This window comes from Pseudomonas sp. MM213, assembly GCF_020423045.1.
Taxonomy (GTDB): Bacteria; Pseudomonadota; Gammaproteobacteria; order Pseudomonadales; family Pseudomonadaceae; genus Aquipseudomonas; species Aquipseudomonas migulae.
In genome coordinates this window covers 2,977,577-3,001,733 of sequence record NZ_CP081943.1, presented here as the reverse complement: position 1 = coordinate 3,001,733, position 24,157 = coordinate 2,977,577, and the positions used below count along the sequence as shown (strand labels likewise).

General features: G+C 60.8%; 24 protein-coding genes and 1 pseudogene. 13 read left to right on the top strand and 12 right to left on the bottom strand.

The window, feature by feature from the left end; translation table 11 throughout:
- Positions 1 to 23: 23 nt before the first annotated feature.
- Both K5R88_RS13620 and K5R88_RS13615 read right to left on the bottom strand, forming a co-directional pair.
- Positions 24 to 749 carry a 4'-phosphopantetheinyl transferase family protein gene (locus tag K5R88_RS13620; protein WP_202949196.1) on the bottom strand — a complete coding sequence of 242 codons (726 nt, stop codon included), beginning with the start codon at positions 747 to 749 and terminating at the stop codon, positions 24 to 26.
- A 154-nt stretch (positions 750 to 903) separates the two neighbouring features.
- Positions 904 to 1,694: pseudogene (locus K5R88_RS13615) on the bottom strand (dienelactone hydrolase family protein).
- A gap of 143 nt (positions 1,695 to 1,837) precedes the next feature.
- On the opposite strand from K5R88_RS13615, the gene K5R88_RS13610 reads away from it, so the two are divergent.
- Genes K5R88_RS13610 through K5R88_RS13600 form a run of 3 tightly spaced genes read left to right on the top strand, consistent with a single transcriptional unit; the run spans position 1,838 to position 4,212 of the window.
- Positions 1,838 to 2,143, top strand: coding sequence for a hypothetical protein (locus tag K5R88_RS13610; protein ID WP_008029361.1), 306 nt, complete (start codon positions 1,838 to 1,840; stop codon positions 2,141 to 2,143).
- 48 nt (positions 2,144 to 2,191) lie between these two features.
- A complete protein-coding gene (locus K5R88_RS13605) occupies positions 2,192 to 2,869 on the top strand; it encodes a response regulator (protein WP_008029360.1) in 678 nt (225 codons plus the stop codon).
- Entirely contained in the window at positions 2,866 to 4,212 is a 1,347-nt protein-coding gene (locus K5R88_RS13600; RefSeq protein ID WP_008041754.1) for an ATP-binding protein, read from the top strand. Before K5R88_RS13605 ends, K5R88_RS13600 begins: the two co-directional genes overlap by 4 nt.
- Before the next feature lie 119 nt (positions 4,213 to 4,331).
- Here K5R88_RS13600 and K5R88_RS13595 read toward each other — a convergent pair whose 3' ends face one another.
- Entirely contained in the window at positions 4,332 to 5,330 is a 999-nt protein-coding gene (locus K5R88_RS13595; RefSeq protein ID WP_008029356.1) for an AraC family transcriptional regulator, read from the bottom strand.
- Between the two features lie 338 nt (positions 5,331 to 5,668).
- Between K5R88_RS13595 and K5R88_RS13590 the strand changes: the two genes are divergently transcribed.
- Positions 5,669 to 7,003 (top strand): dicarboxylate/amino acid:cation symporter, encoded by a 1,335-nt coding sequence (locus K5R88_RS13590; protein WP_008029353.1) that lies wholly within the window; start codon positions 5,669 to 5,671, stop codon positions 7,001 to 7,003.
- 145 nt (positions 7,004 to 7,148) lie between these two features.
- On the top strand, positions 7,149 to 8,330 hold the full coding sequence (locus K5R88_RS13585; RefSeq protein ID WP_226300113.1) for a CaiB/BaiF CoA transferase family protein: 1,182 nt from the start codon (positions 7,149 to 7,151) through the stop codon (positions 8,328 to 8,330).
- 127 nt (positions 8,331 to 8,457) lie between these two features.
- Here the strand turns inward: K5R88_RS13585 and K5R88_RS13580 are convergent, their stop codons facing one another.
- Both K5R88_RS13580 and K5R88_RS13575 read right to left on the bottom strand, forming a co-directional pair.
- Entirely contained in the window at positions 8,458 to 8,952 is a 495-nt protein-coding gene (locus K5R88_RS13580; protein ID WP_008029350.1) for a SprT family zinc-dependent metalloprotease, read from the bottom strand.
- A 150-nt stretch (positions 8,953 to 9,102) separates the two neighbouring features.
- Positions 9,103 to 9,705: a Yip1 family protein gene (locus K5R88_RS13575; RefSeq protein WP_008029348.1), complete on the bottom strand. Its 603-nt coding sequence runs from the start codon at positions 9,703 to 9,705 to the stop codon at positions 9,103 to 9,105.
- A gap of 376 nt (positions 9,706 to 10,081) precedes the next feature.
- Here K5R88_RS13575 and ttcA point away from each other — a divergent pair, with 376 nt between their 5' ends.
- Complete coding sequence (gene ttcA, locus K5R88_RS13570; RefSeq protein WP_008029346.1) at positions 10,082 to 10,906, top strand: tRNA 2-thiocytidine(32) synthetase TtcA; 825 nt, start codon at positions 10,082 to 10,084, stop codon at positions 10,904 to 10,906.
- A gap of 123 nt (positions 10,907 to 11,029) precedes the next feature.
- Complete coding sequence (locus K5R88_RS13565; RefSeq protein ID WP_008029344.1) at positions 11,030 to 11,704, top strand: DNA-3-methyladenine glycosylase I; 675 nt, start codon at positions 11,030 to 11,032, stop codon at positions 11,702 to 11,704.
- 102 nt (positions 11,705 to 11,806) lie between these two features.
- On the opposite strand, the gene K5R88_RS13560 is transcribed toward K5R88_RS13565, so the two are convergent.
- Genes K5R88_RS13560 through arsC form a run of 3 tightly spaced genes read right to left on the bottom strand, consistent with a single transcriptional unit; the run spans position 11,807 to position 13,180 of the window.
- On the bottom strand, positions 11,807 to 12,232 hold the full coding sequence (locus K5R88_RS13560; RefSeq protein WP_008029342.1) for a DUF2069 domain-containing protein: 426 nt from the start codon (positions 12,230 to 12,232) through the stop codon (positions 11,807 to 11,809).
- Position 12,233: 1 nt separating this feature from the next.
- Positions 12,234 to 12,830: an NAD(P)H:quinone oxidoreductase gene (gene wrbA / locus K5R88_RS13555; RefSeq protein WP_008011647.1), complete on the bottom strand. Its 597-nt coding sequence runs from the start codon at positions 12,828 to 12,830 to the stop codon at positions 12,234 to 12,236.
- A complete protein-coding gene (arsC, locus tag K5R88_RS13550; RefSeq protein ID WP_008029340.1) occupies positions 12,827 to 13,180 on the bottom strand; it encodes an arsenate reductase (glutaredoxin) in 354 nt (117 codons plus the stop codon). The genes wrbA and arsC overlap by 4 nt, the downstream gene beginning before the upstream one ends.
- 114 nt (positions 13,181 to 13,294) lie before the next feature.
- Between arsC and K5R88_RS13545 the strand changes: the two genes are divergently transcribed.
- Positions 13,295 to 13,762: a TlpA disulfide reductase family protein gene (locus K5R88_RS13545; RefSeq protein WP_192227942.1), complete on the top strand. Its 468-nt coding sequence runs from the start codon at positions 13,295 to 13,297 to the stop codon at positions 13,760 to 13,762.
- 100 nt (positions 13,763 to 13,862) lie between these two features.
- On the opposite strand, the gene K5R88_RS13540 is transcribed toward K5R88_RS13545, so the two are convergent.
- Together K5R88_RS13540 and K5R88_RS13535 are read right to left on the bottom strand one after the other, a co-directional pair.
- Entirely contained in the window at positions 13,863 to 14,267 is a 405-nt protein-coding gene (locus K5R88_RS13540; RefSeq protein ID WP_192227941.1) for an META domain-containing protein, read from the bottom strand.
- On the bottom strand, positions 14,267 to 14,701 hold the full coding sequence (locus K5R88_RS13535) for a hypothetical protein (RefSeq protein ID WP_008029332.1): 435 nt from the start codon (positions 14,699 to 14,701) through the stop codon (positions 14,267 to 14,269). The genes K5R88_RS13540 and K5R88_RS13535 overlap by 1 nt, the downstream gene beginning before the upstream one ends.
- A 134-nt stretch (positions 14,702 to 14,835) precedes the next feature.
- On the opposite strand from K5R88_RS13535, the gene K5R88_RS13530 reads away from it, so the two are divergent.
- Positions 14,836 to 15,216: a hypothetical protein gene (locus K5R88_RS13530; protein ID WP_226300112.1), complete on the top strand. Its 381-nt coding sequence runs from the start codon at positions 14,836 to 14,838 to the stop codon at positions 15,214 to 15,216.
- A 5-nt stretch (positions 15,217 to 15,221) separates the two neighbouring features.
- Here the strand turns inward: K5R88_RS13530 and K5R88_RS13525 are convergent, their stop codons facing one another.
- Together K5R88_RS13525 and K5R88_RS13520 are read right to left on the bottom strand one after the other, a co-directional pair.
- Positions 15,222 to 16,211: a 2-hydroxyacid dehydrogenase gene (locus K5R88_RS13525; protein ID WP_223450356.1), complete on the bottom strand. Its 990-nt coding sequence runs from the start codon at positions 16,209 to 16,211 to the stop codon at positions 15,222 to 15,224.
- A gap of 201 nt (positions 16,212 to 16,412) precedes the next feature.
- Positions 16,413 to 19,166: a response regulator gene (locus K5R88_RS13520; RefSeq protein WP_226300111.1), complete on the bottom strand. Its 2,754-nt coding sequence runs from the start codon at positions 19,164 to 19,166 to the stop codon at positions 16,413 to 16,415.
- Positions 19,167 to 19,380: 214 nt separating this feature from the next.
- On the opposite strand from K5R88_RS13520, the gene K5R88_RS13515 reads away from it, so the two are divergent.
- The 4 genes from K5R88_RS13515 (at position 19,381) to rlmD (ending at position 24,147) form a co-directional block, all read left to right on the top strand.
- A complete protein-coding gene (locus K5R88_RS13515; protein WP_226300110.1) occupies positions 19,381 to 20,103 on the top strand; it encodes a response regulator transcription factor in 723 nt (240 codons plus the stop codon).
- Positions 20,090 to 21,496 carry a sensor histidine kinase gene (locus K5R88_RS13510; protein WP_226300109.1) on the top strand — a complete coding sequence of 469 codons (1,407 nt, stop codon included), beginning with the start codon at positions 20,090 to 20,092 and terminating at the stop codon, positions 21,494 to 21,496. Before K5R88_RS13515 ends, K5R88_RS13510 begins: the two co-directional genes overlap by 14 nt.
- 396 nt (positions 21,497 to 21,892) lie before the next feature.
- On the top strand, positions 21,893 to 22,795 hold the full coding sequence (cysM, locus tag K5R88_RS13500) for a cysteine synthase CysM (protein ID WP_207286454.1): 903 nt from the start codon (positions 21,893 to 21,895) through the stop codon (positions 22,793 to 22,795).
- Entirely contained in the window at positions 22,795 to 24,147 is a 1,353-nt protein-coding gene (gene rlmD, locus K5R88_RS13495) for a 23S rRNA (uracil(1939)-C(5))-methyltransferase RlmD (RefSeq protein WP_223450358.1), read from the top strand. Before cysM ends, rlmD begins: the two co-directional genes overlap by 1 nt.
- The last annotated feature ends 10 nt before the right edge of the window (positions 24,148 to 24,157 follow it).

Genomic DNA, 24,157 nt, shown 5'->3' with positions numbered 1-24,157 from the left:
GCCCGAACCGACGCCGTAAATCTTCAGGCCTTGATACTCACCAAACTCAACAACTGCCCATCCTTAACCCCGAACTGCGCATCCAGCTCGGTGCCATGGCGCCATTCACTGGACAGGTCCGTCAGCAATCGCAACCGCACCTCACCCGCCTCGGACCACTCCAGCACCTCGGCATGCTCGAAGTAGAAGCGCTGCTGAACAATCGGATACAGCGCCTTGAACAGACTCTCCTTCACCGAAAACGTCAGCGTCACCAGCAGCGCCAGTTGATCGCGATGGCCTGCCGCCATGCGTTGTAACTCCGGCGGGGTGAGAATTTCCCCGGCCAGGCGCTCGGCCCGTTCAGGGTTGAGCAGGTTTTCCAGGTCCATCCCCAGGCCGCGCCAGTGGGTTTTCTGCGCGACAATCGCCGCAGCGCGGCCGGTGCTGTGGGTGATCGAGCCGCAGATGTGCGCGGGCCAGACCGGCGCCCGGTCTTCGCCAATGGCCGGGGTAAAATTCAGCCCTTCCAACCGCTGCAACGCGGCGCGAGCGCAAACCCGGCCGGCGAGAAACTCGGCCTGACGCTTGGCCACCGAACGCTGGATGGTCGCGGGTGGCTCGATGGCGCTGCGCTGAAAGTCATCGGCGGCCAGTTGCGAGGTGTTGAAGTGCGTGCTCAGCAGCACCGTATCGGGCAACACGAACGGCAGCGGCCAATGGGCATCGAGTGGGGTGCAGCAGGCGGGCAGGGCGGGGACGGGATTCATGTCGGGCATTTTGCCGGGTTGCCTTGATGCTGGGTAGTGCAAAGGTTCAGAACCGCAGTGCGGCCATTCGCGGGCAAGCCTCGCTCCTACAGGGAACAACGCTAACCTGTAGGAGCGAGGCTTGCCCGCGAAGGCCGCACCTCGGTCTACCTGCTCAACCAAATATCTTCTTGAAGAATGCCTGCATATCCGCCCACGACTTCTCATCCGCCGCCTTGTTGTAACCAATATCCGGCCCGCCATGATCGCCATGGCTCAAGCGATCCGCGTCCGGATTACTGAACCCATGCTTGGCGCCCTCAAGGTTGACGAATTGATAATCGGCCCCGGCCTTGTCCATTTCCGCCTTGAACGCCGCGACGTTTTCCGCCGTCACCATGCTGTCCAGCGCGCCATGCTCCACGAGGATTTTCGCCTTCACGCTGCCCGGTGTTGCAGGCGCTTTGGTCGCCAGCGCCCCGTGGAAACTCACCACGCCCGCCAGCGGCAAGCCCTGACGTGCCGCGTTCAGCACCACGCTGCCGCCGAAGCAGTAGCCAATCGCGGCGATTTTATCCGGATCGGTTTGCGGCTGTTTCTTCAACAGATCCAGCCCGGCCTGAAACCGCGCACTGGCAGCGTCGCTGTCCTTGATCGCCGCTTGCATGAACGCCATGGCGTCCTTGGGGTGTTCGGTGTTTTTGCCGTCGCCATACATATCGATGGCCAGGGCGCTGTAGCCCAGGCCGGCGAGGTCACGGGCGCGGCGCTTGGCGTAGTCATTGAGCCCCCACCACTCGTGAACCACCACAACGCCAGGGCGGGGCCTTTAACCGCGTCGTCGTAAGCGTAATACCCGATCAGCTTGGTGCCGTCGGGGCTTTGATAGGGGATTTCCTGGGTCTTGATGGCCGCCTGGCTGAGCCCGCTCACGGCCAGCAAGAACAGGGCAAGGAATATACGCATGGTCGGATCTCCTGAAAAAAGTCGTCAACACAGCCTAGTCGATCTGGTTCAGCTCGGGTTCAGAGTGCGTTCAGGGGGAGTTCAGGGGCCGGTGCGTAATGTAGCGCCGTACCCAAAGCATCTGCGCATGAGGACATTTTCCTATGACTGGCTTTAAAAACCTGCTGCTGGCATTCACCGTTTTGAGCGCGAGCACCGCGGCGTTCGCTTCCGACGATAATGTCGCCAGCCTTGCTCTTGGGAAGACCGGCGAGCGACCCAAAAAGTCCCTCACCCTGCACAGCATCGGCACGAACGGCGTGGTCAGTCATGACAGTGCCTGGGGCGCGCAGTTGGGCCGCCCGAACCCTCAGGCCGATTACTGCGCTGCTTACGCGAACGTGTCGGTCTTTCACAATGGCATTAAACTCCGTCAGGAGAACCTCATGGGCCGCTATGATCTGTCTTGAAATACGCCGTTGCACCTCTGGAGAGGTTGAATTGCCCGGGAGAGCGTTATGAAATTGCTGGTCGTCGAAGATGAAGCGCTGTTGCGCCATCACCTGCAAACCCGCCTGACGGACAGTGGCCACGTGGTCGAGTCCGTGGCCAACGCCGAGGAGGCGCTGTACCAGACCGAGCAATTCAACCATGACCTGGCGGTGATCGACCTCGGCCTGCCCGGCATGGGCGGGCTCGACCTGATCCGTCAGCTGCGCTCGCGGGGCAAGACCTTCCCGATCCTGATCCTCACCGCGCGCGGCAACTGGCAGGATAAGGTCGAAGGCCTCGCTGCCGGCGCCGACGATTACGTGGTCAAGCCGTTCCAGTTCGAAGAGCTGGATGCGCGCCTGAATGCCTTGCTGCGTCGTTCCAGCGGTTTCACCCAGTCAACCATCGTCGCCGGGCCGCTGCTGCTCGACCTCAATCGCAAGCAGGCGTCCCTCGATGAACAACCGCTGGCGCTGACTGCCTACGAGTACCGGATCCTCGAATACCTGATGCGCCATCATCAGCAAGTGGTGGCCAAGGACCGCTTGATGGAGCAGCTCTACCCGGATGACGACGAGCGCGATCCGAACGTGATCGAAGTGCTGGTCGGCCGCTTGCGCCGCAAACTCGAAGGCCCGGCCGGCTTCAAGCCGATCGACACCGTGCGGGGCCTCGGCTACCTGTTCAATGAGCGCTGCACTTGATTCGTTCGCTTCGTGTCCGTTTGATGCTCGCCGCCACGATCCTGGCGGTGTTGTTCATGCTGGCGTTGCTGCCGGCGATGCAGGGCGCGTTCAGCCTGGCGTTGCAGGATTCCATCGAGCAGCGCCTGGCGTCGGACGTCACCACGCTGATTTCCGCCGCCCGGGTCGAGGGCAACCACTTGCAGATGCCGGCGCAGTTGCCCGACGAGCGTTTCAACCTCACCGACAGCCGTTTGCTCGGCTACATCTATGACCGTGAAGGTCACCTGGTCTGGCGCTCGAAGGGGACTCAGGAAGAGGACATCAACTACAAACCGCGTTACGACGGGCGCGGTAACGAGTTCGCGAGGATCAGCGAAGCCAACGGCCAGGAATTCTTCGTCTATGACGTCGAAGTCAAACTGCTCGGCGGCAAAAGCGCGGCGTTCAGCATCGTCGCGCTGCAACCGGTGCGCGAGTACGAAGACACCCTCGAAGGTCTGCGGGAAAATCTCTATCTGGGTTTCGGCGCCGCTTTGTTGGTGCTGCTGGCGTTGCTGTGGATCGGCCTGACCTGGGGCTTGCAGGCGTTGCGCCGACTCAGTCAGGAGCTCGACGAAATCGAAAGCGGCACCCGTGAAAGCCTCAGCGAACAGCACCCGCGTGAATTGCTGCGCCTGACCGGCTCGCTCAACCGCTTGTTGCACAGCGAGCGCGAACAGCGCAGCCGCTATCGCGATTCCCTCGGCGACCTGGCCCACAGCCTGAAAACCCCGTTGACCGTGCTGCAAGGCGTCAGCGAAGACATGGCGCAACGCCCGGCGGATCGCGATCAGGCCTGGGTGCTGCAAACCCAGATCGAGCGCATGAGCCAGCAGATCAGCTATCAATTGCAGCGCGCCAGCCTGCGCAAAAGCGGCCTGGTGCGCCATCAGGTGCGGTTGCGGCCGGTGCTGCAAAGCCTCTGCGACACGCTGGACAAGGTCTACCGCGACAAACGCGTGCGGGTGGCCTTCGATCTGCCGGAGCAATGCTACGTGCCGATCGAGCAGGGCGCCTTGCTGGAAATGATGGGCAACCTGCTGGAAAACGCCTATCGCCTGTGCCTGGGCGAAGTGCGCATCAGCGTGCGCGAGACCTTGAGCGGCGTCGAGTTGTGTGTCGAGGACGATGGGCCGGGTGTGCCACCGGATCAGCGTGCACGGATTCTGCAGCGCGGCGAACGGCTGGACCGTCAGCACCCGGGGCAGGGGATCGGGTTGGCGGTGGTCAAGGACATCATCGAGAGTTACAACGCGAAACTGACCCTGGGCGATTCGCCGATGGGCGGCGCGGCGTTCCGGATTCATTTTCCGGTGGTTTGACCTGAGTTCTTCAGCGTTTTTACGGGCCCCTTCGCGGGCAAGCCTCGCTCCTACAGGAATGCGCTTTCCTGTAGGAGCGAGGCTTGCCCGCGAAGGGGCCGGTGAATTCACCGCAACAATCAATTCTCCTGCGCGCGGTAGGCACCGGGTGTAAGCCCGGTCCATTTCTTGAACGCCCGATGAAACGCCGAAGGCTCGGAAAACCCCAGCTGCTCGGCAATCTGTTGCAACGACAGGTCCGCGCGCCCCAGATGATAAATCGCAATGTCCCGGCGCAACTGATCCTTCAACTCCTGAAAACTCGAACCCTCTTCGCGCAAATGCCGGCGTAGCGTCTGCGGGCTGATGTGCAGGTGCGCGGCCACCGCTTCCAGGTCCGGCCAGCGCGCACTGTCGCGGCTGAGCAAGCGGCGCAACTGGCTGCTCAGGCTGTCGCCGTCATCCGGGCGCGACAACAGGTCGGCGGGGGAGTGTTCGAGGAAATGCTTGAGGGTCCGCTCGTCCTGCAGCAACGGCATGTTCAGGTAGCGACTGTGGAACAGCAGGCTGCTCTGCGCCGCTGAAAACTCCATCGGGCAGGGGAACAGCAACTCGTATTCCGCGCCGTGCTCGGGCTTCGGGTAGCTGAACGTCGCTTGTTCCAGGCGGATGCGCTGGCCGATCAGCCAACTGCCGAGGCGATGCCAGACCATCAACTGGCTCTCGGTGAGGAAATGGTCCGGGTCCTGAAACTGCGAATCGTCCAGGCTCAGGCGGATCATTTCGTTTTCGCGGGTCAGGGTCAGGCGCGGGCCGCCGGGGAACAGGCTATAAAACAACAAGCCGCGATGCAGTGCCTTATCGAGATTGCGACAGTGAATCACCGCGTGGCACATCATCGCGAAACTGCCGGTTTTACTCGGGACCGGCCCGAAGCCCAGGTACTCGTCGTCGAGTGCCAGCCACAATCCCTGGATCAAGCGGGTGAACTGCTCAGGCGCAATCCGCGCACGCGGTTCTTCCAGCAGCTCGGGGCTGATGCCGAGTTGTTGCAGCAGGTTTGAACAGTCATGACCCAGCCGACGCGCGCCACCGAGGGCGGCACGGGCGAAATGGCTGGCGATGGTACGTTCGCGCATAGAAGGCAGGTCCGTCTATTGAACGACGGATGGTAGTCGTCGGGTCAGGCAATGGACAAGGCGGATATCCGCCAAATTGCAGGACGAGGTTTGGCGGATGGGCGGAAATCCGCCACTGTTTTATAGCGCACCCAAGGTACGTTGAACCTGTAAACCCTGATGTCAAAAGGCTCGCAGCGGGTTTTGCAAAAGTGGCACGCCGCTTGCGCTACAACGAGCAGATGCCTGCCGTCGTGCAGCTCGAAAAAACAAATCCCTCCAGTGCAGGAGGGTTCGCAATTCAGGTGTCGTGGGCAACAGATGGATGTTGTTAGCGCGCACTCTTGAGGAACTTTGCAATGACGACTCGTCAGCCACTGTACAAATCCCTGTATTTCCAGGTGATCGTTGCCATCGCCATCGGCATCCTGCTTGGTCACTTCTACCCGCAGACCGGTGTGGCCCTCAAGCCGCTGGGTGACGGGTTCATCAAACTGATCAAAATGGTCATCGCGCCAATCATCTTCTGTACGGTCGTCAGCGGTATCGCCGGCATGCAGAACATGAAATCGGTCGGCAAGACCGGCGGTTATGCGCTGCTGTACTTCGAAATCGTTTCCACTATTGCCTTGCTGATCGGTCTGGTCGTGGTCAACGTCGTGCAACCGGGCGCCGGCATGCACATCGACGTAACGACTCTGGACACCAGCAAAATCGCTGGCTTCATCTCGGCCGGTAAAGACCAGAGCATCGTCGCCTTTATCCTCAATGTGATCCCGAACACCATCGTCGGCGCTTTCGCCAACGGCGATATCCTGCAAGTTCTGATGTTCTCGGTGATCTTCGGTTTCGCCCTGCATCGCCTGGGTGCATACGGCAAGCCGGTCCTGGACTTTATCGATCGCTTCGCTCACGTGATGTTCAACATCATCAACATGATCATGAAGCTCGCGCCGGTCGGTGCCTTCGGTGCCATGGCCTTCACCATTGGTGCTTACGGTGTTGGCTCGCTGGTACAGCTCGGTCAACTGATGATCTGCTTCTACATCACCTGCATCCTGTTTGTGGTTCTGGTATTGGGCGCCATCTGCCGCGCGCATGGTTTCAGCGTACTCAAGCTGATCCGCTACATCCGTGAAGAACTGCTGATCGTACTGGGCACTTCCTCGTCGGAATCGGCTCTGCCACGCATGCTGATCAAAATGGAACGCCTGGGTGCGGATAAATCGGTAGTGGGTCTGGTGATCCCGACTGGTTACTCCTTCAACCTCGACGGTACTTCGATCTACCTGACCATGGCGGCTGTGTTTATCGCTCAGGCGACTGATACGCCGATGGACCTCACTCACCAGATCACCTTGCTGCTGGTGCTGCTGTTGTCCTCCAAAGGTGCGGCAGGTGTGACCGGTAGTGGTTTCATCGTGCTGGCAGCCACCCTGTCGGCCGTGGGTACTCTGCCAGTAGCCGGCCTGGCGCTGATCCTCGGTATCGACCGCTTCATGTCCGAAGCCCGTGCGCTGACCAACCTCGTTGGTAATGCTGTTGCGACCCTGGTCGTGGCCAAGTGGGTGAAAGAGCTGGACGAAGACAAGCTGCAAGTCGAGCTGGCTTCCGGCGGTCGCGGTATCTCCGATGAACGTGAAGTAGACGACCTGGGTGTGGCCGAAGGCCCAACCCCAAGCAACGTCAAGTAACACGCGTTGTCATGAAAAAACCCGCTTCGGCGGGTTTTTTCATGCCTGGAATTTGAGCGTAACGGTCACAGTTGCTGACACATCAGGTGATTGCTGCAACGCGATTGGCTGCCTAGGCTGGAGGCATCGAATACGGAGATCGCTCATGCCCGGCCCATTGGCATCACTCAAGGTTCTGGATTTCTCGACACTGTTGCCGGGGCCGTTCGCCTCGCTGTTATTGGCTGACATGGGCGCCGAGGTCTTGCGCATCGAATCGCCGACCCGCATGGACCTGTTGCGCGTGCTGCCGCCCCATGACCAAGGCGTGTCGGCCAGCCACGCGTACCTCAATCGCAACAAGCGCAGCCTGGCGCTGGACCTCAAGCAGCCCGAGGCGCTGGCGGTGATCAAGCAACTGGTGCAGGACTACGACATCGTCCTGGAACAATTCCGCCCTGGTGTCATGGAACGATTGGGCCTGGGGTATGAAGCGTTGAAAGCCATCAACCCAAAGCTGATCTACGTGTCGATCACTGGATACGGGCAAACCGGCCCCTACAAGGATCGCGCCGGCCACGACATCAATTACCTGGCGTTGGCGGGGCTGGCGAGCTACACCGGCCGCGCCGACAACGGCCCGCTGCCCTTGGGCGTGCAAGTGGCGGATGTCGCCGGCGGTTCGCTGCACGGCGTCATCGGCCTGCTGGCGGCGGTGATCGCCCGGCAACAAAGCGGATTGGGGCAGCATCTGGATGTGAGCATGACCGACTGCGCATTCAGCCTGAACGCCATGGCCGGGGCCGGGTACCTGGCCTGCGGCGAGGAGCCGGGCCGGGAAGACCAGATGCTCAACGGCGGCAGCTTTTACGACTATTACCGTTCGCGGGATGGCCGCTGGTTATCGGTGGGCAGCCTGGAGCCGCCGTTCATGAAGCAACTGTGCACGGCACTGGGGCTGGAGGAGTTGGCGGCGTTGGGCCTGTCACCTCAGCCTGCCCAGCAAAAGAAGCTAAAGGACGCGCTGCAGACTGAATTCGAGAAACACGACTTTGCCGAATTGTGCGCACTGTTTGCCGAGCTCGATGCGTGCGTCGAGCCGGTGCTGACCTTGGGTGAGGCAATTCGGCATCCGCAGTTGCAGGCGCGGGAATTGGTGACCGACGTGCCGCGAGGGGATGGCACGAACCAGGCGCAGATGGCGTGTCCGTTGAAGTTCTCGGATGGGTTGCCCGAGCCTCGGCATATCGGTGCGGCGCTGGGTGAGCATACGGATCAGGTATTGGGGGAGTTGGGGTTTAGTTCGCTGCGAATTGAAGAATTGCGGCGTGCCAAGGTGATTATGTAGGGTTTTCGATGGCCTCTTCGCGGGCAAGTCGGATCGCCGCATCGCTCGCTCCTACAGACGCATCGAGATCACCTGTAGGAGCGAGGCTTGCCCGCGAAGGGGCCCGCCAAAACACCACAAATCCGACTTATTCGACCCGCATCTCCCCACTGAACACCAACGTGCTCCGGCACCGCCGACACAAATACCGCCGCCCCTGCCGCACCAGGCTATGGCGCTGCGCCGAAAACGGGAAATCACTGTCGGCGCACGGGCATTTGTAGATATAGCGCGTCACGCTGCGGCGCTTGACGTCGTAGGTGTGGCAGCGATTGGGCGGCAGTTCGTACACGCCACGCATGATCAGTTGCCACTCTTCGCCGTGGGGCTGGATGCGATCGCCAAACAGCTGATGAGCGATCAGGTGGGCGACTTCATGGGCCACGGTCTGCTTGAGGAAGTCTTCAGTGTTTTCGCGGTACAGCTGCGGATTGAAGCGCAGCAGGTTCTCGTGCAGATGCGCGACACCGGCTTTTTGCCCGCGCAGCTTGAGGCTCACCACGGGGCGTTTGAAGGTTCGTTTGAAAAAGGATTCGGCTTGTTGGTAACAGTCTTCGACGCGGGTATTGAGTTGCTCGGGCATGCTTGATGGATCTCCAGAGACGTCGAGTATGCCGCAACGCTCGGGCCTTGCGAATCGCCAGGGCGCCGAATGGTCGTTACCCCCCCACATTGAAAGGCCGCCTTGCGGCGGCCTGTGTTGGCAGATCTTGATTTTGGGTGGAGAGCGTAACTAGTTCGTGTAGACCGGCCCCACGCCGAGTCCCCAGACAATGACAGTGAACGCCATGATCGCCACCAGTACGACTAAACCGACGGCGAGCACCGAACTTGAAAACAGAAATCCCTCGTCAGATGGAATGTTCATGAAAGTTGGAAGCCCCACATACAGCAGGTACACCGTGTAGCAGATGGCCGCCGTCCCGACGATCATCCCCAGCCACATGTGTGGGTACAGTGCCGCGAGGCCGCCAATGAACAGCGGGGTCGCGGTGTAGGTCGCAAACGCAACGCAACGTGCCAGACTCGGGTTGGCGTCATAGGTGCGGGCCATCCAGTGGATGAACGCGCCCATTACGGCAACGCCGCCGAGCATCGCCACGTACGACATGATCGTCATCCATAGCGCGCTTTCCTGCGTCAGCATCACCGGTGCCCGGCTGCCAATTACCCAGCCGACCTGCGTGGTGCCGATAAACGCCGACACGGCGGGGATCGCCGCCAGAATCAGCGTGTGGGTCAGGTACATGTGGCTGATGCTTTCCTCTTGGTCGCCACGGATTTCTTTCCATTCCTGGTCGGGGTGGGTGAAGAGCCCCACTACGTGATGGATCATGCCAGTCACTCCTCTTGTTTTTACCGTCGCCCCCCAGTGGAGCGCCTACAGACCAAAGTGGCCAAGTAAGTAAAGGTCTGGATATGTGTGCGACCTTATGACGCAGTATAGAAAGGTCTTAACCCCGCAGGTTGTAGGGCGTTAGAGCAAATCGCGCTGTAAATCCCTCTGTTAATCGCCACTGGCACTGTCAACGTTATCCCTGTGGGAGCGAGACCGGCTTGCCGGCGATGGCGGTGTATCAGGCATGACTGTTTGGACTGACACACCGCCATCGCGAGCAGGCTCGCTCCCACAGGGGATCGTGGGTACTTCGCCGGAGGCGGGTTTTTGCGTAAAATGCCGGCCTTTCGTCACACCTCACGGATCTCGCGTCATGGGCACTCTCACGGTCAACCAGAACAAACTGCAAAAGCGCCTTCGCCGTCAGGCCGGTGAGGCTGTCGCCGATTTCAACATGATTGAAGACGGCGACAAGGTCATGGTCTGCCTGTCCGGCGGCAAGGACAGCTACACCATGCTCGACGTGCTGATGCATTTGCAGAAGGTCGCGCCGATCAAGTTCGAGATCGTGGCCGTGAACATGGACCAGAAGCAGCCGGGTTTCCCTGAGGACGTGCTGCCGGCGTACCTCAAAACCCTGGGCATCGAATACCACATCGTCGAGAAAGACACGTATTCGGTGGTCAAGGAGCTGATTCCGGAAGGCAAGACCACCTGCTCGCTGTGCTCGCGCCTGCGTCGCGGCACGCTCTACACCTTTGCCGACGAAATCGGCGCGACCAAAATGGCCCTCGGTCACCACCGCGACGACATCGTCGAAACGTTCTTCCTCAATATGTTCTTCAACGGCTCGCTCAAGGCCATGCCGCCGAAGCTGCGCGCCGACGACGGCCGCAACGTGGTGATCCGCCCGTTGGCCTACTGCAACGAAAAAGACATCCAGGCCTACTCGGACCTCAAGCAATTCCCGATCATCCCGTGCAACCTCTGCGGTTCCCAGGAAAACCTGCAGCGTCAGGTGGTCAAGGAAATGCTGCAGGAGTGGGAGCGCAAGACGCCGGGCCGCACCGAAAGCATTTTCCGCAGCTTGCAAAACGTGATCCCGTCGCAATTGGCGGACCGCAACCTGTTCGACTTCACCAACCTGCGGATCGACGAAACCGCCATGTCGCGGTTCGTTAACGTAGTAAACCTCTAAACACCATCACTGTGGGAGCCAGCCTGCTGGCGATAGCGGTAAGTCAGACGTTGACTGACCCACCGCTATCGCCAGCAGGCTGGCTCCCACATTGGTCTACTCACTGACTCCTCAGGAGAGGGCATGCGCGATTACAAGTGGCTGCACGAATACTGTCTGAACCGCTTCGGTTCCGCAGCCGAACTGGAAGCCCATCTGCCCGTTCCGAAGACTGCCGCGCAATTGCGCGATATCAGCGACGATCGCTACCTCTCGACCATGGCGCTGCGTGTGTTCCGCGCGGGGCTCAAGCACAGCCTAGTGGACGCCAAGTGGCCGGCCTTCGAAGAAGTGTTCTTCAAGTTCGACCCGGAAAAAGTCGTGCTGATGAGCGCCGAACACCTTGAACGCCTGATGCAGGACGCGCGGATCATCCGCCACCTGGGCAAGCTCAAGAGCGTGCCGCGCAATGCGCAGTTCGTGCTGGACGTGGCCCATGAGAAAGGCAGCTTTGGCGAGTTGATCGCCGATTGGCCGGTGACCGATATCGTCGGCTTGTGGACCTACCTGAAAAAACACGGTCATCAATTGGGTGGTTTGTCGGCGCCGAGATTTTTGCGGATGGTCGGCAAGGACACCTTTGTGCCGAGTTATGACGTGGTGGCGGCGCTGAATGCGCAGAAGATCGTCGACAAAGTGCCCACCAGCCTGCGGGACCTGGCCACGGTGCAGGGCGTGTTCAACCAGTGGCATGAAGAAAGCGGCGGGCGGCCGATGAGTCAGATCTCGATGATGCTGGCGTACACCGCCAATCATTGACACCGAGTCGCCCGGCCAATCGCCAGCAGGCTGGCTCCCACATTGGATCTGTGGCGTACACAAATCCAATGTGGGAGCTAGCCTGCTAGCGATTGCAATCTGTCAGGCGACGGAGATTTCGCCTTCACCCGCCAGTTTGCGATTCAACTGAAACCGCCACCGCACATACAACAGCGCCGAGCAGAACACCGCCAGGCTCGCGCCCATTTCCAGCAAACCGAACAGCTGCCGGTTCGGGTCATACGCCGCCAGTGCGCCTTTGATGAAATACAGGTTCACCACAAAACACATCCACGAATGCCCGCGCGCGCTGCCGACGATCATCCCCGGCGCCAGCAACAGCAGCGGCACCAGTTCGATCAGCAGAATCACCCACGGCCGCGCGCCATGCAGGTCGGCGACCACCAGGTAATAAGCGCAGAGCAATCCCACCAGGCCGAAGTAGCACAGCAGACTGATGACGCGCATCGCCCGAACCCGTGGTTCGAGCCATTCAATGGAAGGCAGGATCTTCGGCTTTTTCGCCATTTCAGCTCACCAACTTTTGTGCGGTCTTTGCCAGGCGCAGACCCAAGGCCCGGCACAGCGCCACTTCATGTTCATTCAAGCCGCTTTTGCCATCGGCGCCGGCGTGATGACTGGCGCCATAAGGCGTGCCGCCGCCACGGGTTTCCAGCAACGCGGACTCGCTGTACGGCAGGCCGGTGATCAGCATGCCGTGGTGCAGCAGCGGCAACATCATCGACAGCAGCGTGGTTTCCTGACCGCCGTGCAGGCTCGCGGTGGAGGTGAACACCCCGGCCGGTTTGCCGACGAGGGCGCCGGTCAGCCACAGGTTGCTGGTGCCGTCGAGGAAGTATTTGAGTGGTGCGGCCATGTTGCCGAAACGCGTCGGGCTGCCGAGGGCCAGGCCTGCGCAGTTCTTCAGGTCGTCGAGGCTGGCGTACAGCGCGCCTTCGTCCGGAATGTCCGGCGACACCGCTTCGCACTCGGTGGAAATAGCCGGCACGGTGCGCAGGCGCGCTTCCATCCCGGACTGCTCGACACCACGGGCGATCTGCCGCGCCATTTCATTGGTCGAGCCGCTACGGCTGTAATACAGAACCAGGATGTACGGCGCGCTCACGGCAGCAACTCCAGCACGTTCTCCGGCGGACGGCCGATGACGGCTTTGTCGCCGACTTCGAGAATCGGTCGCTCCATCAGTTTCGGGTGCGCAGCGATGGCGGCGATCAATTGCGCCTCGCTCAGGCTGGCGTCGGCGAGGTTGAGGGTCTTGTACTCGTCCTCACCGGTGCGCAGCAATTGCCGGGCGCCGAGGCCGAGCTTTTTCAGCAGGCTCTGCAATTGCGCGGCGTCCAGCGGGGTCTCGAGGTAGCGCACCACGGTCGGCGTCAGGCCACGGGCTTCGAGCAGTTCGAGCGCACCGCGGGATTTCGAGCAGCGCGGGTTGTGATAAAGCGTCAGATCGGTCATGTGCGGGTCGCATCTTGCGTAAGGTGACGGCTATTCTAACTGTGCAGCGCGTAATCCAGAACCTTGGGAGGCGATGGGTCGCAGGCGCATTCAATTTTGAACAAGGATCACGACATGACAAGGCGATTGGCAGCGGCATTGGCGATCATCGGTGCGCTGATGTTGGGGGGCTGCGGCAATGACTATGGCATCGATCAGAACGGCCAAAAAGTCGCCGCCGAACGTCTGGACAAACAATGGCTGGTGCTTAATTACTGGGCCGAATGGTGCGGCCCGTGCCGAACCGAGATCCCGGAATTGAACGGGCTGGCCGAGCAGTTGAAGGACAAGAAGATCGGTGTGTTCGGGGTCAACTTCGACAACGTGCAGGGCGAAGAGCTGAAAAGCGCCAGCGAGAAACTGGGGATCAGGTTCACCGTATTGGCTTCGGATCCGGCGGAGCTGTTTGAACTGCCGCGCAGCGAGGCGTTGCCGGTGACGTACATCATCGATAACAAGGGCAAGGTGCGGGAACAGTTGATGGGTGAGCAGACAGCGGCGGGGCTGATGGCGAAGCTTGAGGCGCTAAAAGCAACGAACTGATTCACACGGACCTGTAGGAGCCAGCAAGCCGGCTCCTACAGGGGAAATCGTATCAGGCGACATCAATGGTGAATGACCCGCCGTTGTCGCCGGCACGGGTTCAGCCTTCTTCAAGCCACCAACGCAGCGGCTTGCCTTCGGCCGGCCAGAAGCGCATCTGGTCGATTGGCGAAACATCCCAGCGCTGCACGTTTTCCAGGGCCTGGAGGAAGCGCTTTTCCTGTTCCATCAACGCCGGCGCGCACAGTTTGCGCGTGCTGCCGACTTTGCCGAAACTCAGCTTGTCGTCTTCGAGCGTATACGGTGCGAACCAGTGGTTGCAGCCGCCGTTGCCATAGGCCCGGCCATCTTCGCCGAGGGTGACGGTCAGGTGGCTGTAATCCATCAGCGGGCGTTCGCCGATCCATTCCAGAATGTAGCTGCGGTTCTGCTGCAATTTTACCGGCTCGGCGGCACAGCCCAGCAGGCTGGCGCCGACCATTGCGGTCAGAGCAAGGCGTTTCATCACGCAGGCTCCTGGCATTTCGGGCACAGGTGCTTCTCACCGACGGCGGTCCAGCCCAACTCGGCAATCCGCGCAGTGGCAGCAGGCTTTTCAGCCTTGTTACCCAGTTTGGCGTCGACCGCGAACTCGAAGCTCAGCTCTTTGGCGCAGCTGTCGCAGTTGACTTTCCAGGTGTGGATCGCCAGTTCACCGAACACCGGACCACTGGCCACCGCGACCCATTGACCGGGCGGGTTGATCAAATGGCGAACCGTTTCGACGGTCAGGCGCATGGACAAGTCCTTGGCACCTTTGAGGGTCACGACCAGCACGTCATTGTTGCGAATCGAGCCGCCGTTGCCGGTGACTTGATAACGCCCCGGCACGAGGGCGCGGCATTCGGTGAGGGTGTGTTGCGGGTTCATCAGGTTATAGCGGAAATCGTGTTCGACCATGGGTCCTCCAAATATGCGCGGTATGCTAGCACGGGCCTGCACGCAGCATTGCGCAAGCAGATGACCTTCGATCAGGTTCAAATGACCTGCCGACTCATGGCAAACTGCCGCTTTTGCATTTCTAAGGAACGGACATGGCGTTAATCGAATGTTTTGAGTGCAAGCAACGCATCAGTTCAACGGCGCCTGCTTGTGTTCATTGCGGTGCGCCGACACGAGAGGCGCAAGCGGCAACGTCGAAGGCGCCACTGTCTTTCGGACGTTTACCGCAAGACGAGAGTGTGGCCAAGGTTTCGCCGGCCGCGTTCGGGCGTAAACGCAAAGCCGACGTCGAAGCAGCGATTCCCGCTCCGCCGCTCAACGGCCCGCGTCCGGTGGAGCTGTGGTTGAAACTGATGATTTTCTTTCTGCCACCGTTTTTTGTCTGGTTCCTGCTGCGTCGCGGGCATTCAACAGGCCAACGCTTGCTCGGTTTTGGCTGGCTGGCCTTGATGATCCTGTTGTCCAAGGCCTGATCCGCTCAGCCCTCGACCTGATTTTGCGGCGTGCCGGCCGCCCAGGCTGCAATGTTCTGCAACGTCGTCGCGGCAATTGCACCCAGGGCTTCACGGGTCAGGAAGGCCTGATGTGCGGTGACGATCACGTTCGGGAAGGTCAGCAGGCGCGCCAGCACATCGTCCTGCAGCGGCAGGTCGGAACGGTCCTCGAAGAACAGCTGCGCCTCTTCTTCATACACATCCAGTCCCAGGTAACCGAGTTGGCCGTCCTTCAGCGCGTCGATCAGCGCCGGCGTGTCCACCAGACCGCCGCGACCGGTATTGATCAACATGGCGCCTGCTTGCATGTGCGCCAGTGACTCGCGGTTGATCAGGTGTTTGCTCTGCTCGTTGAGCGGGCAGTGCAGGCTGATGATCTGCGATTCGGCCAGCAGCTCGGGCAAACTCAAATAACGTGCGCCGAGGGCTTCGACCTGTGGATTGGGGTAAGGATCATAGGCCAGTAGCCGGCAGCCGAAACCGTTCATGATTTTCGCGAAGGTCGCGCCGATTTGCCCGGTGCCAACCACGCCGACCGTTTTGCCCACCAGATCGAAACCCGTCAGCCCGTGGAGGCTGAAATCCCCTTCGCGGGTGCGGTTGTAGGCACGGTGCAAACGACGGTTGAGCGCCAGGATCAGCGCCACCGCGTGTTCGGCCACCGCGTGGGGCGAGTAGGCCGGAACCCGCACAATCGACAACCCCAGGCGCTTCGCCACCGTCAGGTCGACATGGTTGTAGCCGGCCGAGCGCAGGGCAATCAGGCGTGTGCCGCCCGCTGCCAGACGTTCGAGCACCGGGGCGCTGAGGTCGTCATTGATAAAGGCACAGACCACTTCGTGATGTTCCGCCAGCGCTGCCGTGTCGAGGCTGAGTCGCGCCGATTGAAAGTGCAGCTCGATGCCGGCAGGGAGGTCGGCGCCGAGAAAACTGTCGCGGTCGTAGGTCTGGCTGCTGAAAAGAATGGTGCGCATGGCGTCCTCCTGGAAAAAACACGCGGTATGCCTGTTGCCGAAAACTTCAGGCCCGCCGGATACCTTGTAGGAGCATGGCTTGCCAGCGAAGGCGTCCTCCAGAATGAAGAAGGGTTTGAGGGCCCCTTCGCTGGCAAGCCATGCTCCTACAAGGGATTGCGGTGAGCTTACGCCCGTGGCAATCAAACGGATTGCGTTGCATCAAGCATTGATACGGGCATGCGCCGCCAGGCGATTGATGGCCCGGTCGAGGTCTTCCAATGCGCCCGGAGCCTTCGGGTCCTGTTGCTTGAGCAGGGTTTCGCTGCGCTGGCAGGCAGCGCGCAGCTGCGGCACGCCGCAATAACGGGTGGCGCCGTGCAGGCGGTGTACGCGTTCGATCAATGCGTTGTGATCGTTGGTTTTCCGGGCGAAGCGGATGGCTTCGCGGTCGGCTTCCAGCGATGCCAGCAACATCGCCAGCATGTCCGCCGCCAGATCCGCCTTGCCCGCCGCCAGCCGCAACCCTTCTTCGTGATCCAGCACTTGCAACTCGTGGCCGCCGCCGTGACTGTCGCTGGAACGCTCGGGCCCCTGATTGCGCAGCGCCAGGCCGGTCCACTTCAACACCACCTGAGCCAATTGCCGCTCGCTGATCGGTTTGGTCAGGTAATCATCCATGCCACTTTGCAGCAGCGCGCGTTTTTCGTTGGCCATCGCGTGGGCGGTGAGGGCTACGATCGGCAGCGGCGTGCAATGCCGTTCGCTTTCCCACTGGCGAATGGTTTCGGTGCTCTGACGACCATCCATGCCAGGCATCTGCACGTCCATCAACACCAGATCGAAGGTCTCGGTCTGCACCGCTTTGACGGCGGCATAGCCGCTTTCCACTGCAAGCACCTTGGCGCCAAGGTCTTCGAGCAGGGTTTGCACCAGCAACAGATTGGCCGGGTTGTCGTCGACGCAGAGCACCTTCGGTGCGCGGCTGGACACCGGTTCGCCGGGATCGCTACGTTGCTGGCGCGGATTGACCAGATCGGACAAAGCCCGGCGCAACTTGCGTGTGCAGGCCGGTTTGGCCTGGAGCTGGCTGTGTGGGTTCGGCACCGAGAGGTGGAACAGTGTCTGTTCGGTGGTCGGGCACAGCACCAGCACTTTGCAGCCGAGGTGCTCAAGGTCCCAGATATGCTGGTTGAGACGCTCCGGCGGCATGTCGTTGCTGGTGATGCCGAGCACGGCGAGGTCGATCGCCAGATCGGTCTGGTGTGCGCCGGTCACGCCATTGGTCAGGCTTTCCAGAGTGTTGAACGGGGTGACTTCCAGGCCACAGTCTTCCAGCTGATGCTGCAACGCCTGACGGGCCAGTTCGTGGTTCTCCAGCACGGCGACGCGGCGTCCGAGCAACGGCGGAGCGGGCAGGTCTTCGGCGTCGTCGCGGGTTTTCGGCAGGCTCAGGCTGATCCAGAATTCCGAACCTTCGCCCGGCGTGCTGTCGACGCCGATCTCGCCGCCCATCTGTTCGATCAGGCGCTTGGAAATCACCAGCCCCAGGCCGGTGCCACCGGGTTGCCGGGACAGCGAATTGTCGGCCTGGCTGAAGGCCTGGAACAGCGCGCGCACGTCCTCGTTCGACAGGCCGATGCCGGTGTCCTGAATACTGATGCGCAGTTGCACGCTGTCTTCATGCTCGTCTTCGAGCATGGCGCGGGCAACGATGGTGCCTTCGCGGGTGAACTTGATCGCGTTGCTCACCAGGTTGGTGAGGATCTGCTTCAGACGCAGTGGATCGCCGACCAGCGACAGCGGCGTGTCGCGATAGACCAGGCTCACCAGTTCCAGTTGTTTGGCGTGGGCGGCCGGGGCGAGGATGGTCAGGGTGTCCTGGAGCAAATCGCGCAAGTTGAACGGAATGTGGTCGAGCACCAGTTTGCCGGCCTCGATTTTCGAGAAGTCGAGGATCTCGTTGATGATCCCCAGCAGGCTGTCGGCGGATTTTTCGATGGTGCCCAGGTAGTCGAGCTGACGTGGGGTCAGTTCGCTTTTTTGCAGCAGATGGGTGAAACCGAGAATGCCGTTGAGCGGCGTGCGGATTTCATGGCTCATGTTGGCGAGGAATTCGGATTTGATCCGGCTCGCCTCCAGGGCTTCCTTGCGTGCCAGGTCCAGCTCGATGTTCTGGATTTCGATGGTTTCCAGGTTCTGGCGCACGTCTTCGGTGGCCTGATCGATGCTGTGCTGCAATTCTTCCTGGGCGTTCTGCAGGGTGCCGGCCATGCGGTTGATGCCGGACGCCAGTTCATCGAGCTCCTGACTGCCGAGCGGCGGCAGGCGGGTTTCCAGGTGACCGTCCTTGAGTTGCGCCACCGCTTGCTTGATCTGGCTCAGCGGCCGATTGATCGTACGGCCCATGCGTAATGCCAGCAGCGCCGCACCGGCGAGGCCCGCGCCGATCAACAGCAGGCTGGCGAACAGGCTGCGATAACCGCGCAGCAGCATGCCGTTGTGGGACAGTTCGAGCTCGACCCAACCCAGCAGGCGGTCAGATTCCTCGGGTATCAGGTCACCGGCCAGGTTGCGGTGCTTGCCGAACACCGGCAGCAGGTAACGCGTCGCATCGTTGCCGCTGCGGCGCAGCATTTGCGAGCCATTGCCCAGCGGCGCCGGATTGAGCATGGTCGGGCCAGCATGCGCCAGCGACGAGCGGTCCGGGGCGAGGAGCGTCACCGCGCGCACATCGGGCGTTTCCAGCGCTTGGGTGGCGATGCGTTCCAGCAGTTCGGTGTCCTTGTGGCTCATGGCCGGCGCGACAAGGGGCGCGAGCTGTTCGGCGATCATTTCGCCACGCTGCATGAGTTGGGTTTGCAGGTCGGATTGCTGCATCCAGGTGAAATAGCCGCCCAGCACCAAGGCCATCAGGCTGGTTGGCAGCAAGGTCAGCAACAGCACGCGGCCTTTTATTCCCAGTTTCTTGAGCACGCCTCTCTCCTGCATCCAGCCATTTAAGAACCTGCGCGTACATCCGGTACACGCCACTTGCGCAGTGTAGCGATTTGCTTGCGGGCAATCCTCGTAAAATTGATGACGTCATTCGTCGGGCAGTCCAGCGCTTTTGCGTGGCTGGCAAACCTTGGGTTGCCCCCGGCGAGGCAATCTTGAATAATCATCAACTGAGAATTATTTGCAGATACTCATGACTCCCATCTCTGTTGGCCATCCCCGAATCCTCTCCATCGAAGACGACCTGGTGCTCGGTGCTTATGTGCATGAGCAACTGGGCCGAAACGGTTTCCAGGTGACCTGGTGCCAAAATGGCCAGGAAGGCCTGGCGATTGCCCGTGAGCAAGCCTTCGATGTGGTGTTGATGGACATTCTGCTGCCGGGCATGAACGGACTGAACGTGCTGACCCAATTGCGCCAGAGCCATTCCACCCCGGTGGTGCTGATGTCGGCACTGGGCGCCGAAGCCGATCGCATCAGCGGTTTCCGCCTCGGCGCCGATGATTATTTGCCCAAGCCCTTCAGCATGGCCGAGTTGCGCGTGCGCATCGAAGCGATCCTGCGGCGCGTCGCACTGGATCGTCGCCCGGCCGTGGCGCCGGTTGCCTTGGTGGCGGACAGTCTGCGTTTCGACGATGAATGCTTCGAGGTGTTCTATGGCGAACACGCCGCCGGCCTGACCCGCAGCGAGTACCGGTTGCTGGACACTCTCCACCGCAACGGCGATGAGGTGCTGAGCAAAGCCTTCCTTTATCAGCACGTGTTGCAACGGGGTTACGCGGCTCACGACCGCAGCCTCGACATGCACATCAGCCAGATCCGTCGCAAACTCAAGGCCATCGGCTACACCGAACGGGAAGTGCGCACGGTGTGGGGCAAGGGCTATGTCCTGAGTGCTGACCATGAAGTGGTCTGACCTGCCGGGCAGGCATTCGCTATTCTGGAAACTCGCCTGTCTGCTGGTGGCGTTCTGTCTGCTGATGATCTGGCTGAGCTGGTCCTGGGGCCGCTACATGGAACAGCGCAACCAGTTTCTCTCTGACGAAGCCCGAGGCACTCTGACGCGCTATGCCGCCGAAGCCGAACAGGCATGGGAGCAGGGGCAGAGCGCAGGTGTCGATGCCTGGCTGCAGGATATGCGACAGCGTGAAAAGGGCTGGGTGGGTGTGATTGGCGGCGATTTGCAGTCGTTGAGCAGCCAATCGCTGACGGACCAGGAAATCCAGCGCCTGACTTTTCTGCGTGGCCTGGACTGGCCCATTCACAAAAAACGCCTGCCGTGGCTGCGTGTACCGTTTCCCGGCGACTCATCCGTTGGCAGCGTGGTGATCGAACTGCCCCAGCGGTTCAAGCCGGGGCGCTACCGGGTGTTCTGGCGCGTCATCACCAATGGTGTGATTCCCGGACTGTTCACCTTGCTGTTGTGCGTCGGGCTGTATCGATTGCTGGTCGTGCCCCTCAATCAACTGCGCGAGCAGGCCAATGCGTGGCGCGCCGACCAGTTGGGTGTGCGCCTGTCGAGCCGCACGACCAATCGCTGCGATGAACTGGGTGAGCTTGGCCGCGCGTTCGATCACATGTCCGAGCGCCTGCAAAGCACGGTGGCCCTGCAACAACAGCTGCTGCGCGACCTGTCCCACGAATTGCGCACCCCCTTGAGCCGTTTGCGCGTGGCGAGCGAGGGTGAGCAAAGTCTGGTGCAACTGCGCGAACGCATTGGTCGCGAAGTCGATGGCATGCAACGGTTGGTCGAAGACACGCTGCAACTGGCCTGGCTCGACACCGAGCGTACGCCCTTGCCCGACGAGGCGATCCAGATTCAGGCACTGTGGGAAATGCTCACGGACAACGCCTGCTATGAAAGTTGCTGCCCCACCGAGCAATTGCAGTGCGCGGTGGATTCATCCTGCTGGGTGCGCGGCAATCTCAACACCTTGGCCCAGGCGCTGGAAAACATCCTGCGCAATGCCATTCGCCATTCACCGAAGGGTGGCATCGTGCGTCTGGATGGACGACGTGAAGGCGGTTACTGGCATCTGTGGCTGGAGGATGAAGGGGGCGGAGTGGCTGAAGAGGATCTTGAGCGGATCTTCTCGCCGTTCACTCGACTCGATGGTTCGCGGCCGGGGAATGGCGGGTTCGGGTTGGGGCTGAGCATTGCAAGGAATGCGGTGCAGCGCCAGGGCGGACGGCTTTGGGCTGAGAACACTGGGGCAGGGTTGCGGCTGAACATGCGGTTGGTGGCTGATGACGCCATCGCGAGCAGGCTCGCTCCCACAGTGGATGTGTGCCGACCGCAAATGGTGTGATCAACGCTATTCCCTGTAGGAGCGAGGCTTGCCCGCGAAGAGGCCCTTCGGGTCAGCCCCACGAAAAAGTCTCACCGCTGGTGAGACAATTTTCCTGGACCCACAACCTGATCATTTTCTCCCCAGTGTAAAATCTCGTTCAAAGCTGCGCTGTTCGGTCGCAGCGAAATCCAGCCGGCAAAAGTGTGAGCGCTGCTGACACAAACCCTGTCCCTCGGCACGGGAGTTGTTCAGTTAGAGTTTTGAGGCGCTGCCCAGGTCTATGTTGCGCAGGCAGCAGAGTCCTGAATCAGTCGCTTATTCCCATAAGCCATAAGCACCGCACTTTGCGTGATATGGCCTTCCAACGTTTGCCGGTATGATAGGCGCCCCCGCAGTCTGGATTGCGAATACGCCATGACCTTGCAGTACCCAACCATCGCCGATTGCGTCGGCAACACTCCGCTGGTTCGTTTGCAGCGCCTGCCCGGCGCCACCAGCAATACCCTTTTGCTCAAGCTCGAAGGGAACAACCCGGCGGGTTCGGTCAAGGACCGGCCGGCGCTGTCGATGATTACCCGCGCCGAGTTGCGCGGGCAGATCCACGTCGGCGATACGCTGATCGAAGCGACCTCGGGCAACACCGGGATCGCCCTGGCCATGGCCGCCGCGATCAAGGGTTACAAGATGATCCTGATCATGCCGGACAACTCCAGCGCCGAGCGCAAGGCCGCGATGACGGCGTATGGCGCCGAGCTGATCCTGGTGACCCAGGAAGAAGGCATGGAAGGCGCACGCGACCTCGCTCAGCGAATGGAAGCCGAAGGCCGTGGCAAGGTGCTGGACCAGTTCGCCAACGGTGATAACCCGCAAGCGCACTACACCACCACCGGCCCGGAAATCTGGCGTCAGACCGAGGGCACCATCACTCATTTCGTCAGTTCGATGGGCACCACGGGCACCATCATGGGCGTGTCGCGCTACTTGAAAGAGCAGAACGACAACGTGCAGATCATCGGCCTGCAACCGATGGAAGGCTCGGCGATCCCGGGCATCCGTCGCTGGCCGCAGGAATACCTGCCGAAGATCTACCAGGCCGATCGTGTGGACCGCATCGTCGACATGGCGCAAAGCGAAGCCGAGGACGTGACCCGTCGTCTGGCTCGCGAAGAAGGCATCTTCTGCGGCGTGTCCTCGGGCGGTGCCGTGGCAGCGATGCTGCGCCTGTCCAAAGAAGTTGAAAACGCGGTGATCGTCGCGATCATCTGCGACCGTGGCGACCGTTACTTGTCGACCGGCATTTTCGACGCGCCCAACTGATGGCCAAGCACGAGAGAGGCCTGCGCTTCCAGCCCACCGGCGGCAGCAAGGCCCCGCAAATTCCGACCGGCAAAAAGCAGCGCCTGACTATAGAGCGCCTGGCGAATGACGGTCGCGGTATCGCGTTTTTCGAAGGTCGCACCTGGTTCGTCATCGGCGCATTGGCCGGTGAAGAGGTCGAGGCGCGCGTGTTGGGCGCCCACGGCAAAGTAGTCGAGGCGCGCACCGAGCGTGTGTTCCAGGCCAGCGAACTGCGTCGCCCGGCACCGTGTCCGCATGCCGGTCGCTGTGGCGGTTGCAGCGTGCAACATCTGCCGCACACCGAACAACTTGCCCTGAAACAGCGCATGCTCGCCGAGCAATTGTCGAAGGTCGCCGGTGTCGAGCCCGAAGAATGGGCCGCGCCGTTAAGCGGTCCGGAATTCGCTTACCGCCGTCGCGCCCGTGTAGCGGTGCGCTGGGACATGAAAGCGAAGAAGCTCGAAGTCGGTTTCCGCGCCGCTGGCAGTCAGGACATCGTTGCGATCAACGAATGCACGGTGCTGGTACAGCCCTTGCAACCGATCATGACCCGCTTGCCGGAAATGCTCCGCCGCTTGAGCAAGCCTCAGGCGTTGGGGCATGTGGAATTGTTCAGTGGTTCGTCGTTGGCGGTTTTGCTGCGGCACATGGCGCCGTTGTCCGAATCCGATCTGACGATCCTCAAGGATTTCTGCTCGTTTCATGAAGCTCAATTGTGGCTGCATGGAGAGGGCGAGCCACAACCGGTTCAAGCCGATCAGTCTTTGGGCTATCGCCTTGAACAGTGGGATTTGAACCTGGCGTACCGGCCGGGAGACTTCATTCAGGTCAACGCGGCGGTCAACGAAGCGATGGTTGCCCAGGCGCTGGACTGGTTGAAGCCGACAGCGGATGAGCGCGTTCTCGATCTATTCTGTGGGTTGGGTAACTTTGCCTTGCCGCTGGCCAAGGCGGTTCGCGAAGTGGTGGCAGTCGAAGGTGTGCAGGCGATGGTTGAGCGCGCAGCCGCGAACGCCGCTAGCAACAATCTTCATAATGCGAAGTTTTTTCAGGCCGATTTATCCCAGCCTTTGACCGATGCCGAATGGGCGCGCGAAGGCTTTTGTGCGGTACTCTTGGACCCACCCCGTGACGGTGCTTTCGAGGTGGTGCGCAAGCTCAAGTCGATGGGTGCCGAGCGGTTGGTGTATGTGTCATGCAATCCGGCAACGCTGGCGCGCGACACAGTGGAATTGATCAAGCAGGGCTACCGGTTAAAACGTGCCGGGATTCTCGATATGTTTCCTCAGACGGCGCATGTCGAAGCCATGGCGTTATTTGAAGCGAGTTAGGAAGGCTCGT

Coding starts and splice junctions, on each gene's coding strand:
- K5R88_RS13620 (WP_202949196.1), bottom strand. CDS start 749: ATGAATCCCGTCCCCGCCCTGCCCGCCTGCTGCACCCCACTCGATGCC.
- K5R88_RS13610 (WP_008029361.1), top strand. CDS start 1,838: ATGACTGGCTTTAAAAACCTGCTGCTGGCATTCACCGTTTTGAGCGCG.
- K5R88_RS13605 (WP_008029360.1), top strand. CDS start 2,192: ATGAAATTGCTGGTCGTCGAAGATGAAGCGCTGTTGCGCCATCACCTG.
- K5R88_RS13595 (WP_008029356.1), bottom strand. CDS start 5,330: ATGCGCGAACGTACCATCGCCAGCCATTTCGCCCGTGCCGCCCTCGGT.
- K5R88_RS13590 (WP_008029353.1), top strand. CDS start 5,669: ATGACGACTCGTCAGCCACTGTACAAATCCCTGTATTTCCAGGTGATC.
- K5R88_RS13585 (WP_226300113.1), top strand. CDS start 7,149: ATGCCCGGCCCATTGGCATCACTCAAGGTTCTGGATTTCTCGACACTG.
- K5R88_RS13580 (WP_008029350.1), bottom strand. CDS start 8,952: ATGCCCGAGCAACTCAATACCCGCGTCGAAGACTGTTACCAACAAGCC.
- K5R88_RS13575 (WP_008029348.1), bottom strand. CDS start 9,705: ATGATCCATCACGTAGTGGGGCTCTTCACCCACCCCGACCAGGAATGG.
- ttcA (WP_008029346.1), top strand. CDS start 10,082: ATGGGCACTCTCACGGTCAACCAGAACAAACTGCAAAAGCGCCTTCGC.
- K5R88_RS13565 (WP_008029344.1), top strand. CDS start 11,030: ATGCGCGATTACAAGTGGCTGCACGAATACTGTCTGAACCGCTTCGGT.
- K5R88_RS13560 (WP_008029342.1), bottom strand. CDS start 12,232: ATGGCGAAAAAGCCGAAGATCCTGCCTTCCATTGAATGGCTCGAACCA.
- arsC (WP_008029340.1), bottom strand. CDS start 13,180: ATGACCGATCTGACGCTTTATCACAACCCGCGCTGCTCGAAATCCCGC.
- K5R88_RS13545 (WP_192227942.1), top strand. CDS start 13,295: ATGACAAGGCGATTGGCAGCGGCATTGGCGATCATCGGTGCGCTGATG.
- K5R88_RS13540 (WP_192227941.1), bottom strand. CDS start 14,267: ATGAAACGCCTTGCTCTGACCGCAATGGTCGGCGCCAGCCTGCTGGGC.
- K5R88_RS13535 (WP_008029332.1), bottom strand. CDS start 14,701: ATGGTCGAACACGATTTCCGCTATAACCTGATGAACCCGCAACACACC.
- K5R88_RS13530 (WP_226300112.1), top strand. CDS start 14,836: ATGGCGTTAATCGAATGTTTTGAGTGCAAGCAACGCATCAGTTCAACG.
- K5R88_RS13525 (WP_223450356.1), bottom strand. CDS start 16,211: ATGCGCACCATTCTTTTCAGCAGCCAGACCTACGACCGCGACAGTTTT.
- K5R88_RS13515 (WP_226300110.1), top strand. CDS start 19,381: ATGACTCCCATCTCTGTTGGCCATCCCCGAATCCTCTCCATCGAAGAC.
- K5R88_RS13510 (WP_226300109.1), top strand. CDS start 20,090: ATGAAGTGGTCTGACCTGCCGGGCAGGCATTCGCTATTCTGGAAACTC.
- cysM (WP_207286454.1), top strand. CDS start 21,893: ATGACCTTGCAGTACCCAACCATCGCCGATTGCGTCGGCAACACTCCG.
- rlmD (WP_223450358.1), top strand. CDS start 22,795: ATGGCCAAGCACGAGAGAGGCCTGCGCTTCCAGCCCACCGGCGGCAGC.